Annotated in this window: 14 protein-coding genes; 2 read left to right on the forward strand and 12 right to left on the reverse strand. The window is 33.4% G+C overall.

Translation table 11 applies throughout. From position 1 onward, the window contains the following. Positions 1–71: 71 nt before the first annotated feature. Positions 72–992, forward strand: a complete 921-nt coding sequence (coaA, locus tag SPB_RS03010) for a type I pantothenate kinase (RefSeq protein ID WP_003105987.1) — start codon at positions 72–74, stop codon at positions 990–992. A 68-nt stretch (positions 993–1,060) separates the two neighbouring features. Further along, a complete protein-coding gene (rpsT, locus tag SPB_RS03015) occupies positions 1,061–1,294 on the forward strand; it encodes a 30S ribosomal protein S20 (RefSeq protein ID WP_003105398.1) in 234 nt (77 codons plus the stop codon). An 89-nt stretch (positions 1,295–1,383) separates the two neighbouring features. Here rpsT and SPB_RS03020 read toward each other — a convergent pair whose 3' ends face one another. From SPB_RS03020 to SPB_RS03075, 12 genes are all read right to left on the reverse strand, one after another. After that, positions 1,384–2,688 (reverse strand): sensor histidine kinase, encoded by a 1,305-nt coding sequence (locus tag SPB_RS03020; protein ID WP_037621127.1) that lies wholly within the window; start codon positions 2,686–2,688, stop codon positions 1,384–1,386. Next, positions 2,681–3,355 (reverse strand): response regulator transcription factor, encoded by a 675-nt coding sequence (locus SPB_RS03025; protein WP_003104260.1) that lies wholly within the window; start codon positions 3,353–3,355, stop codon positions 2,681–2,683. The genes SPB_RS03020 and SPB_RS03025 overlap by 8 nt, the downstream gene beginning before the upstream one ends. A gap of 117 nt (positions 3,356–3,472) precedes the next feature. After that, the gene (locus SPB_RS03030; RefSeq protein WP_003105115.1) at positions 3,473–6,010 is read right to left on the reverse strand and encodes a M1 family metallopeptidase; all 2,538 of its coding nucleotides are present in this window, start codon (positions 6,008–6,010) and stop codon (positions 3,473–3,475) included. A gap of 63 nt (positions 6,011–6,073) precedes the next feature. Then, entirely contained in the window at positions 6,074–6,727 is a 654-nt protein-coding gene (gene phoU, locus SPB_RS03035) for a phosphate signaling complex protein PhoU (RefSeq protein ID WP_003103398.1), read from the reverse strand. 65 nt (positions 6,728–6,792) lie between these two features. Continuing rightward, on the reverse strand, positions 6,793–7,551 hold the full coding sequence (pstB, locus tag SPB_RS03040) for a phosphate ABC transporter ATP-binding protein PstB (protein WP_003104047.1): 759 nt from the start codon (positions 7,549–7,551) through the stop codon (positions 6,793–6,795). Positions 7,552–7,562: 11 nt separating this feature from the next. Beyond that, the gene (pstB, locus tag SPB_RS03045; RefSeq protein WP_003104892.1) at positions 7,563–8,366 is read right to left on the reverse strand and encodes a phosphate ABC transporter ATP-binding protein PstB; all 804 of its coding nucleotides are present in this window, start codon (positions 8,364–8,366) and stop codon (positions 7,563–7,565) included. Between the two features lie 15 nt (positions 8,367–8,381). Then, a complete protein-coding gene (gene pstA / locus SPB_RS03050) occupies positions 8,382–9,269 on the reverse strand; it encodes a phosphate ABC transporter permease PstA (RefSeq protein ID WP_003105656.1) in 888 nt (295 codons plus the stop codon). Continuing rightward, positions 9,259–10,194: a phosphate ABC transporter permease subunit PstC gene (gene pstC / locus SPB_RS03055; protein WP_003105400.1), complete on the reverse strand. Its 936-nt coding sequence runs from the start codon at positions 10,192–10,194 to the stop codon at positions 9,259–9,261. Before pstC ends, pstA begins: the two co-directional genes overlap by 11 nt. 10 nt (positions 10,195–10,204) lie before the next feature. Next, on the reverse strand, positions 10,205–11,071 hold the full coding sequence (locus SPB_RS03060) for a phosphate ABC transporter substrate-binding protein PstS family protein (protein WP_003102551.1): 867 nt from the start codon (positions 11,069–11,071) through the stop codon (positions 10,205–10,207). Between the two features lie 166 nt (positions 11,072–11,237). Continuing rightward, a complete protein-coding gene (locus SPB_RS03065; RefSeq protein WP_003103151.1) occupies positions 11,238–11,996 on the reverse strand; it encodes an inositol monophosphatase family protein in 759 nt (252 codons plus the stop codon). Then, complete coding sequence (locus SPB_RS03070) at positions 11,986–12,264, reverse strand: UPF0223 family protein (RefSeq protein WP_003104353.1); 279 nt, start codon at positions 12,262–12,264, stop codon at positions 11,986–11,988. Before SPB_RS03070 ends, SPB_RS03065 begins: the two co-directional genes overlap by 11 nt. A gap of 1 nt (position 12,265) precedes the next feature. After that, positions 12,266–12,670, reverse strand: a complete 405-nt coding sequence (locus SPB_RS03075; protein WP_003105969.1) for a Spx/MgsR family RNA polymerase-binding regulatory protein — start codon at positions 12,668–12,670, stop codon at positions 12,266–12,268. Positions 12,671–12,687 lie beyond the last annotated feature (17 nt).

Raw genomic sequence — 12,687 nt, forward strand, 5'->3', positions numbered from 1 at the left:
AAAGCCCTTTCCTTACAATTTCGTTTTTCTCGTGTTATAATTAAGCTAATGCCGAATAACAGGAGAGATAGATGACAAAAGATTATACAAACTTTGATAGAATATCTAGAAAATCATGGAAAGAGTTACATCAAAAAGTTAAACCTCTATTAACTGAAGATGAGCTAGAAACAATTACCAGTTTGAATGATAATATTAATATCAAAGATGTAACGGAAGTTTATCTTCCACTACTCAATTTAATTAAAATCTATAAAATCAATCAAGAGAATCTTTCATTTACTAAAGGAATTTTTCTAAAAAAAGAAATTGGCTTCCGTCCATTCATTATTGGCATCTCAGGTTCAGTAGCTGTAGGTAAATCAACAACCAGCCGTCTATTACAGCTTTTATTGTCACGTACCTTTAGATCGAGCAAAGTTGAAATGGTTACGACAGATGGATTTTTACATCCGAATGCTTATCTCACGAAACATAATATTCTCAATCGTAAAGGTTTTCCTGAATCATATGACATGGAATTGCTTTTAGAATTCCTAGATAAAATGAAGACTGGTGAAGATGCTGAAATCCCGATGTATTCACATGAAATCTATGACATTATTCCAGACAAACGTCAAGTCATTAAAAATCCAGATTTCTTAATTGTCGAAGGTATTAATGTTTTTCAAAATCCAAAAAACAATCATATTTATATGAGTGACTATTTTGATTTTTCAATTTACATCGATGCAGATTCTAATCATATCGAAGACTGGTATATTGAACGCTTTGAACGTATTCTAGATCTGGCTAAAGATGACGCTACTAGTTTTTATTCTAAGTATGCAAAAATGCCTCGTGATGAAGCAATAACTTTTGCTAAAGATGTGTGGAAAACAATTAACTTAGAAAACTTAAAAAAGTTCATCGAACCAACTAGAACTAGGGCAGAGCTTATTTTACATAAAGCAAAAGACCATAAAATTGATGAAATTTTCGTCAAACGGTGAGAAAGACTTGCCAAACAAGTATTTATTCTATATAATAGTGTAGTTAGATTAATTTGGAGGTGAAAACATTGGCAAATATTAAATCAGCTATTAAACGCGCTGAACTTAACGTTAAATCAAACGAAAAAAATTCAGCACAAAAATCAGCTATGCGTACTGCTATCAAAGTATATGAAGCTAACCCAACTGAAGAACTTTACCGCGCTGCTACTTCAAGCATCGATAAAGCTGCATCAAAAGGTTTGATTCATACTAATAAAGCAAGCCGCGATAAAGCACGTCTTGCTGCAAAACTTGGCTAATCAATATCCAATGAAAACTCCTTCAGGAGTTTTTTTCTTTTTCTTGACATCAGTCAAAAAGACTTAGTTAAATACTAAGTCTTTTTTTATTATAATTTGACCTGAAAAATAGTTCCTTGAGGAAAATTATCTTTGACTGTAATATCACCTTTTAAAGTGACCACAATCTGTTTAGCTAATGCTAGGCCTAGACCGAATCCACCAATTTGACGCGTCCTAGCTTTATCAACCCGATAAAAGCGATCAAAAATTCTCTCTTTATCTGAATTAGAAATTCCTATGCCATTATCACTAACACGAAGTAAGAGTGATTTCTCAGTCGTTTTAACGAGGATTACAATATTCCCATTTTCAGCTGTATATTTCACAGCATTATCAAATAAGATGGTTATTAATTGTTTTAACAAAGCTTTATCAGTGACAAATTTATAGGAAACTTCGTTAAATGATTGAAATTTTATCCCATTTTCTTCCGCAATTAGCTTATAATTTTCAAAAATAGGATCAAAGAATGAAGCGCCAATTTCTTCTTTCTTTACATCAATCCCATCATCTCGTCTAGCTAAATTTAGGAGATTAGTCGTCAAAATACGCATGTTTCTTACTTCTTCAAGACTTGAAGCAATGGCTTCGCTATTCTCTAAGATAGTCTCGTTTGGCTTCCTAAACAAAGATTCTAAGCGATTTTGTAACACAGCCAAAGGCGTCCTTAATTCATGACTAGCATTTTCAACAAATGACTTCTGCTTTTCAAAACTCTCAACAATAGGTTTTCGACTCCAATAAGCTAAATAGATACTTGCAAAAATGGAAATTAACCAAAAGATACTCATAACCAATATAATAATATTCTCATACCGCTCATTAGCCCGATCAAGTTGGTCAACATTTGCCACCGCACTGAGATAAGAAACGGCAGGATAATTATTTGATTGAACTTTAATGGTGACAGTATGAAACTTTTCATCATGTCCGTAAAAATTTGTTTTTTTTTGGGTAACTATCTTATTAAGTTGATGTGGATTTAATTTAAAATAATTTAAGTTTGAAAAAGCATCAAAGGGATTTAAAATTGTTCCATCAGCACTATATAAGATAATGTCAGTATTACCAACAGGATCAGTAATCAAAGATGACTTATAGCGACTCGTCGCTTCATTAAAATTCTGATTATCAAAATTAAAGAGTGAAATCTGTTCCATCGCTTTATCAGCATAAAGAGTAGAGTGTTTTGCAACAAGATTCAAACTATTATCAACTGTTGAATAGACACCAAAGCGCATAATTTGTAATATGATAAAAGTCATAATAACAAAAATACTTGTAAAAACAGTGAAGAAATGAAAGAAATGATCAAAGCTCCCTGACTTAAAAAATAATTTTATCTTATTCATTTGTTTTTAAAATGTAGCCAACGCTCCGAAGAGTTTGTAAATCAGCAACAAATTTTGTTCCCTTCAATTTTTTTCGTATTTTTGAAACATAAACTTCTACGACTGAAATTGTTGTATCACTATCAAATCCCCAAATTCGATCAAATATCTGTGATTTTGGCAAAATAACGTTTTGATTTTGAAGGAAATAAACAAGTAATTCAAACTCTTTTCCAAGTAATTCCACTTCCTTCTCATCAACAGTAACGACATTACGTTCTGTATCAACTTTTAGATTTTTATAATATAGACTACTGTCCATCAGCTTGCCAGAACGTTTGAGTAATGCTTGGATGCGCATCTTCAATTCTTCAAGATAAAACGGCTTAGTTAAATAATCATCAGCTCCTAATTCAAAACCATGACCTTTATCATCAAGACTCTCTTTAGCGGTCATGATTAACACAGCTGTATGAATATCTTTTTCCCTAAGTTCTTTTAAAACTTGAAAACCATCTTTTTCTGGAAGCATTAAATCAAGCAAAATTAAGTCATAGACACCACTTTCAGCCTCATAAAGCCCCTCATCACCATCAAAAACTTGTAAGACATCAGCAAAGTCATCTAAAAAATCAAATATTGAATTGGACAAACTCAAATCATCTTCGACTAATAATATTTTTATCATCTCATCTCCATCTATCTTATAAAACACTTTTAATTACTATTTTAGCTTATTTTAAATAAAATAGCATGAAAAGCTTAATTTTAACTAAAAAAGAAAGCCAGAGGCTTTCTTTTTTTTTTATAATGCTAATAAGGCTTGAGAAACCGCTGCTTTTTCTTTATCAATTAAATCAACACGAGCAGAAATTTCATTGATACCCATTTTAATATTACGACTTATTGCCATATCATCTAACTTAGGCTCGAAGAAAGCTTTATACTCAGCTAAACGTTGAGCAGTTTTAAAGTGGTTAGCAGGGTAAATAACGAAACGGTCGAAACTCATATCGCCACCCAAGGCCGCTTTAATCCATTCCCAATCTTGACGAGCCCATTCCCATATTTTTTCTTGAGTAAATGGCTGACTTAATAAGGCACTATACCACATTGCTAAATCTTGAGGTTTAACGATAGCTTTGTCTTTCATGCTGGCTTGAATTCGTCTCAAAGTTAGGTCTTGATGAGTTTTTGATAAAGCTGCCGCAATATCCAAACGAATATTGTTATTATTTGTGTGAATATAGGTATCAAACAAATGATCAACAGCTACTTCATCTTCAAAATATTTAATTTTGTTAATCAAAACAAAACGACGAATTGCAGCAGGCAATTGAGCAATGTCTGATTGATGCTCTTGATAAACTACTTTGGCTTTCTCTAAAACATCTACTTGACCTGTAAGAATTAGCTGATTTAAAACAATCTGACGGACCATTTCGTCTTCATCTGATTCATTTTCTTTTTTCTCAAATCCAAGACGTTCATAATCAGCTTGGTAAATTGATTGAATTAATTGGTGTAAAGCTTTTTCTTCATCAGAATCTTCATCAACGAAATTTCCAAGACCTGTTAATACTTGGTGAACTGCTGATGCAACCATATATGATTTTTCGGCTTTAAAGGCTGAAATGAATTCTACCAATTGGGCATATGATATCATTCCACTCTCTGCTAATAAGCGACGCTCTTGAATTAATTGGAGTAGACTGGTGTTATCCAATTGTTCAAGATGATCAACTAGATTTTCAAATAATTGGCCTTGATAATTAGTAATATAGTGAGCAGTATTTTCTGTATTAAAACGTAGTGGTCCTTGATTTTGCTTTGCAATTAGACTAAAGTTAGGAATCACTAAAGTTTCTTCTGTCAAGGTGTCAGGAATACCAGTCCATGAGCTATTTAAAGGAATTGGCCAAATTCTGTTTTGTTCTTGGTGATCCCCAATAAAGAACTGCTCTTGACTAAGTACCAATGAATCATTTTCAACTTTTACTGTTAAGACTGGATATCCAGGCTGTTCTAACCAAGCATCCATAAAGGCTGCAACATCTTTTCCAGAAGCTTCAGCTAAGGCATTCCACAAGTCTCTACCGACTGTGTTTCCATACTGGTGCTTATCAAAGTAAATTTTCAAACCTTTTGCAAAAATTTGATCACCAATCCAACGTCTCAGCATATGCATTAAACGACTTCCTTTTGCATAAACAATTGCTGGATCAAAAAGTGTATTAATTTCATCTGGATGGTTAACACCTACATGAACTGATTGAACGCCATCAGTAGCGTCACGTTTTAGCGCAAGTGGAACTCCACCAGTTTGGAAATCTTCAAAAATTTTCCAAGCTGGTTCAATTGCATCAACTGATACATATTCCATCATGTTAGCAAAACTTTCGTTCAACCATAAATCATCCCACCATTTCATAGTAACTAAATTACCAAACCATTGGTGAGCTAACTCATGAGCTACTACTAGTGCTACTTGCTGACGGCTTGATGCTGTTGAATTTTTATCAACTAATAAATAGATTTCACGATAAGTGATTAAGCCCCAGTTTTCCATTGCTCCTGAAGAAAAATCGGGTAAGGCAAGATTATAAGATTGAGGAATTGGATATGAAACACCAAAATACTCTTCATAAAAATCAATAATACGAACAGCAATATTTAATGAAAACTCTAATGATGAAGTAGGATGTGCTTTAGTCGCAAATACACCAACTTCTGTTCCACCTTTGGATTTAGCAGTGACACCATGTAAATCACCTAAACCAAATGCGAGTAGATAAGAGGACATGCGAGGTGTTGTATCGAAAATCCAGATACCAGTTTCTTGTCGCAATTCCACATTGGTTTCCGGCATATTAGAAATAACAATTTCAGATTCTTTTTGATCAAATTTGATGCTTAAGTCAAACGTTGCTTTAGCTTGTGGTTCATCAATACATGGGAAAGCTTCGCGAGCAAAATGACTTTCAAATTGAGTAGAAATGACTTCTTTACTTTTACCGTCAATTGTATAGTATGATGGGTAAATTCCTGTCATATTGTCAGTGATAATACCGGAGAATTCAATGACAACTGTCATTGTACCAGTTGTAGGTAATTCAACATGGACTGCTTCATTTGCATGATCCACTGAAAATACAAGATCTTCGTTATCTAATAGAATAGAATGAAGCTCTAAATCTTTTTGATGAAACGAAATATGGTTATCAAATGCTTCACCATTAATGGCTACATTCCCAGTGAAGGTCTTATTTTCACGATTAATGTCTAAAAATAAATTATAATTTTCAGGACTAAATTTCTCGATCAAATGTTCTACTTTGTTCATAAAACTCCTCAGTCTAAAATAGTGATTAGAAAATATTTCTAACCACTATTATATCATATTAACTTATAATTCAATAATTTTTCCAGTTTTAAGGTAAACAATCCACTCACAAATATTACGAGCATAGTCACCGATTCTTTCCAAATACATAAGCACTTGGAAGTATTCTTTCCCTGCAAAAACAGCATCTGGAGTTTTTCTAATTTCTTCAACTGCTAATGCTTGAATATCACGGAAATAATTATCAATGATTTCATCATGTGCAGCAATTTCGTATGCTTTTTTATCATCACCGTTGATATAGGCATTTAAAGCATCCTCAACCATGTGTTTAACAGCTTTACCCATTAAGTTAATTTGTTCTTCAACAAGTGGTAATCTTTCTTCACCCTTCATACGAATTGTTGCTTTTGCAATTGACGAAGCATGGTCACCCATACGTTCAATATCACTTGATGCTTTAAGAACAGTGATAACAGTACGTAAATCATTTGAAACAGGCTGTTGTAAAGCAATAATTTCAAGTGATTTCTTCTCAAGTTTGGTTTCGAATTCGTTAATAGTATCATCTTCTTCAATGACTTCTTTTGCTAAATCACGATCATGACTAACAAAGGCGCGAACAGTTTTATTAATTTGTGCTAAAACTTCTGTCCCCATTGAATAAAATTGATTATGTAATTTGTCTAATTCTTCATCAAATTTACTTCTAAGCATAATCTTCCCTTCTTTTCTATATATCTATATTTGTTCATAAACGTATTGAGATAGTTTTCAATTAATTATCCGAATTTACCAGAAATATAATCTTCGGTTTCTTTTCTCTTAGGATTCATAAACATTGTTTTCGTATTACCGACTTCAAGTAAATCGCCGGCAAGGAAAAATCCTGTTCGGTCAGATAATCGAGAAGCTTGTTGCATTGAACGAGTTACAACTACTAAAGTATATTCTTTTTTTAATTCAAATAAAGTTTCTTCAATTTTTCCGGCTGAAATTGGGTCTAATGCTGAGGTAGGCTCATCTAATAAAATAATTTTTGGACTAGTTGCTAATACTCTAGCAACACAAACACGTTGTTGCTGTCCACCAGATAAACTTAAGGCTGAATCATGCAAGCGATCCTTAACTTCAACCCAAATTGAAGCTCCTTTTAATGAGGATTCAACAGCTTGGTCAAGAACTTGTTTATCTTTGATACCTTTTAAACGAAGACCATAAACAACATTTTCATAGATTGACATTGGAAATGGATTTGGTTGTTGGAATACCATCCCAATTTCTTTTCTTAAATCTACTGTATCAGTTCGAGGACTATAAATATTATGTCCATTATAAATGATTGTTCCTGTAACTGTAACTTCTGGATTCAAATCACTCATGCGGTTAATAGCACGTAACAAAGTTGATTTACCAGATCCAGAAGGGCCAATCAAGGCTGTAATTTCATTAGGGAAAAAATCCAAAGATACATTATTTAATGTTTTCTTCTTGTTATAGTAAACAGATAAGTCTTTAACTTGTAATATTGGTTCTGTCATAGGAGCCCTCTCTATCCAAAATGACCTGATACGTAATCATTTGTTGATTTACATTGAGCATTTTGGAAAATATTGCGTGTTTTATCATATTCAATCAGGTCACCCAAATAGAAAAATGCTGTATAATCACTTGCACGAGCAGCTTGCTGCATATTATGAGTAACAATGATAATTGTATAGTTTTTTTTCAAATCAAACATTGTTTCCTCTAATTGCATAGTTGCAATAGGATCCAATGCTGATGCAGGTTCGTCCATTAATAAGATATCAGGTTTCACTGAAATTGCTCTTGCAATACATAATCTCTGTTGTTGTCCACCAGATAAGGTAAACGCTGATTTGTGTAGGTCATCCTTTACCTGATTCCAAAGTGCTGCTTGTTTTAATGAAGTTTCAACAATCTCATCTAAGATCTGTTTATCTTTAACCCCAGCACGCTCATGAGCAAAAGTGATATTACGATATATTGATTTTGCAAAAGGATTTGGACGTTGAAAAACCATTCCAATATTTTTTCTAACTTCAAAAACATTCATTTCTGGACTATTGATATCAATACCATGATAATTAATCTCACCAGTAACTTTAGCAATATCGATGGTATCATTCATTCTATTCAAACTTCTGAGATATGTTGATTTACCACAACCAGAAGGGCCAATAAGAGCCGTAATTTTGTTTTTTTCAAACTGCATATCAATCCCTTTGATCGCTTCATTACCTGCATAATAGACGTGTAATTCTTTTGTAGATAAAGCAATTTTTTCCTCAGGGAAGGTCATGATATGACGTTCATTCCAATTATATTCAGTCATTATTTCTCCTTGAACCTATTTAGCTGCTGTCATTCTTGAATGAAGTCTCTTACCGAGTAAACGAGCTGATAGGTTAAAAATTAAGATAAAGATTAATAATACTGCTGCACTACCAGCAGATACTAAAGTTCCATCAGGAATAGTCCCTTCACTATTTACTTTCCAAATATGAACAGCTAGTGTCTCAGACTGACGGAAAATAGAAATTGGACTTGTAATACTTAATGGATTCCAGTTTGACCAATCAAGAGCCGGTGCTGATTGTCCAGCTGTATAGATTAGAGCAGCCGCTTCACCAAAGATACGACCTGATGCTAAGACAATCCCAGTTACAATACCAGGAAGTGCTTCCGGAATAACTACATGGAAAACAGTTTCCCAACGGGATAGTCCAAGTGCTAACCCTGCTTCTCTTTGTGTATGATGTACGTGAAGTAAACTATCTTCTACATTACGAGTCATCTGTGGAAGGTTAAATACAGTTAAAGCTAAGGCTCCTGAAATAATGGAGAAACCATATTGAAATTGGACAACGAATATCAAATAACCAAATAAACCAACAACAACTGATGGTAAAGATGAAAGAATTTCAATACAAGTACGGATAAAGTTAGTAAGGGGGCCTTTAGTTGCATATTCAGCAAGGTAAATACCAGCACCCGTTGAGAGGGGAATTGAAATGAGTAACGTAATAACTAGTAGAAAAAATGAGTTATATAGTTGGATACCAATCCCACCACCAGCTTCGTATGAAGACGAGCGACCAGTTAAGAAAGACCAAGAAACATGCGGTAAACCACGGACGAGAATATATAGAATTAATGAAGCTAAAATAGCTACAATGATTCCAGCAATGGTATACAAAGTACCAGTTGCTAATTTATCAATCTTTTTAGCGTTCATAATTTCTCTTTCTCTCTTTCGTAATTAATTTAACTATTGAGTTAAATGCTAAACTCATTAATAATAATACTAAGGCTAATGACCAAAGAACGTTATTTTGAACAGTTCCCATAACTGTATTACCAATACCCATTGTTAATACAGATGTCAATGTCGCCGCTGGTGTTGTAAGTGAAGTAGGCATAACAGCTGAATTACCAACAACCATTTGTATAGCAAGTGCTTCACCAAATGCTCTAGCCATACCAAAGATGACTGCTGTAAAGATTCCTGGTCTAGCAGCATTCAATACAACACGCCAGATTGTTTGCCAACGAGTTGCACCCATAGCCATGCTTGCTTCACGATAATGACGTGGGACTGCTTTCAAACTATCCACAGTCATGAAGGTTACAGTTGGAAGAATCATAACAAAAAGCACACAAACCCCAGATAAGATACCAAAACCAGTGCCGCCAAATAGTGAACGAACAAAGGGTACAATTACTTGTAAACCAATAAATCCATAAACAACTGAAGGAATACCAACCAGTAATTCAACAGCTGGTTGTAGTAATTTTGCACCATATTTTGGTGAAATCTCAGTCATGAATACTGCTGCTCCAATTGCAAATGGTGTTGCAATAATAGCAGAAAGGATTGTTACGACAAAAGAACCTGTAATCATTGGAAGTGCTCCAAGATAAGGCATACCATTCTTATCTTTCAAACTCGGTTGCCATTCTTTACCAAATAAGAAATCAAAAATATTTACTTTATCAACAAAAAAGGTTGACAACCCTTTTTGAGCAACGAAAATTAAAATCATTGCAACTATAAAAACGATTAAAGCTAAACATAAAAATGTTAATGTTTTACCAAATTTTTCTAAACGTGAATTTTTAGATGGCGAAACTAATTTTTTAGCTAATTCCTGATCTTTCATAATACTCCCACTATTTCTTTGAAACTTTTCCATCATGAGATTTAACAACTTTCATCTCAGTCATTGGAATATAACCCATATGTGTAACAACTTTCTTTTGTACTTCTTCAGAAGTCATAAAGTCAAGAAATTCCTTAGTTAAACCATCTGCTTTTCCATAAGTATACATATGTTCATAAGACCAAATTGGCCAGTCATTGGTTTTTACATGTTCCGCATTCGGAGAAAAACCATTTAGGTTAGGTGCTTTAACACTTTTATCAACGTAAGAAAATGCTAAATAAGAAATAGCTCCCGGAGTTTGAGCAACAATCGATTTAACCATACCGTTTGAATCTTGTTCTTGACTTTGTTTAGCTGGAACATCCCCCATGATAACATTGTCAAATGTCGCACGTGATCCAGAACTTGCTGCTCTATTAATAACAGAAATTTCTAGATTTTGACCACCAACTTGTTTCCAGTTTGTATATTCACCAGAAAAAATCCGTCTTAATTGGTCAGTTGTAAGATTTGAAACTTTAACTTTTTTGTTTGTAATAATTGCTAGTCCAGCTACTGCCACTTGATGATCAGTAAGTTTTTTAGCATCAATACCATCTTTTTCTTCAGCGAACAAATCACTATTCCCAATTTGAACTGATTGTGATTGAATTTGAGAAAGACCAGTTCCAGAACCACCGCCTTGAACATTTATTGTTTTACCAAGGTGTGTACTTGCAAATTCATCAGCTGCCGCTTCAACTAGTGGCTGTAATGCCGTTGACCCAACAGCTGTAATGGATTCACCTTTTTGAATCCAACTTGAACATGCTGTCAAAAATAGTGTTGATATTGTTAACAAACTAAACAAAAAGAATTTCTTTTTAATATTCATTGATTTATTTCCTATTCATAAAATATTAGGGTAGGTTGATTTTTCAACTCAATCATTATAGTAACATAACTAGCATTTCAAAGGAAGAACTTTTATCTGGATTTTACGAAAAAAGCAGACATTATATTTTTCTTTGAAATCTAAATATATCATTAGTATTTCAAGCTTAATTCAATATTTTTTTTAATACTGGAAGCTCTGCTTCTGGAACAAACATTACCTTCTGCCGAGTTTGAAAATCTGGTTTTTCACCTTCAATAGTGAGAAGTACATAACCTAATCTTTCACCAAAAATATACGCAGCTGCATAGTCCCAAGGCTGAATATATGAAAAGTAGCCAAATACTTGTTGCCTTAAGACTTTAATGATTGAAATACCAGCTCCGCCATAAATCCTAACACCTAATGACTGTCTAATTAAATTCATCAAACCACAATAATTTTCTAAATACATTCCTGAATTACAAATGACTAATGATTCTGATAAACCCTTAGGCTCATAAGGAAGTACTTTTTTATCATTAAATAAAACATCAAATTGACCACCACCCGCAAGGAGTTGATCTTTCATAACATCATATATAAAGGCAAATTGGCCTACTCCATCTTCAAAGTAAGCTAACATAATAGCAAAATTTTCACCCTGTACAATAAAATTGACAGTTCCATCAATTGGGTCAATTACCCAAACAGAACCATCATTGATAGGATGTCTGACATCATTCTCTTCAGCTAATATATTGTCTTGAGGGTAGTGTTTTTTTATTTGGGAAATCAAAAAGTCCTGAGTTTCTTGATCCACATTTGTAACTAAATCGTCATGGTTGCTTTTAACCTGGATATCCAATTGTCCAGACATTTTTTCTTTAATGAAATCAGCTGCATCATAGATTAATGATTTTGCAAAGTCGAATTTATTTATCAAGTGTAAAATATCCTTCCTCAAGTTTTTTGGCAGCTTGAACTACTTTATAGGTAGAATAGCCACTACTTTTTTCAAATTCACGATCAATTTGTTTTTCTTGAGCTTTACTCGGAACTACTTTTTTAAACGCCGAGTATGCCTGCAAGAGATTTTTAGCATTAACTTTTCCTTCATAAGCAAGTTCAACTTGATTTAAAAAATGAAGCACTGATGTGATATCGTCAGTGCTCCAGTTTATATCAAGTGGATAATTATAATTAGTTGACATGTCATCCCTCAATTTCTGCTTTAATTGTTGCTTGACGTAATTCTTGTTTACGGTAATCTCTTGGTAAAAATGCTCTGATTTCATCTTCGTTAAAACCAATTTGCATTCTTTTTTTATCCATGATAATTGGACGTCTCAAAAGACTAGGATTTGATGCAATTAAATCAATTAAGTCAGAAATGGATAAATCTTCTACATCTATATTTAATTTTTGAAATACTTTTGAACGAGTTGAGATAATATCTTCTGTCCCGTTTTCCGTAAATGATAATATTGATAAAAGTTCATCTCTTGTTAAGGGACTGGTAATTATATTATGTTCTTGAAAATTCACTTCATGTTTTAACAGCCATGCTCGCGCCTTACGACACGAAGTACAACTTGGTGATAAAAATAAGGTAACCATACTTTTCCTCTAATTTT

The sequence above is a fragment of the Streptococcus parauberis NCFD 2020 genome (genome assembly GCF_000187935.1).
GTDB classification, from domain to species: Bacteria; Bacillota; Bacilli; order Lactobacillales; family Streptococcaceae; genus Streptococcus; species Streptococcus parauberis.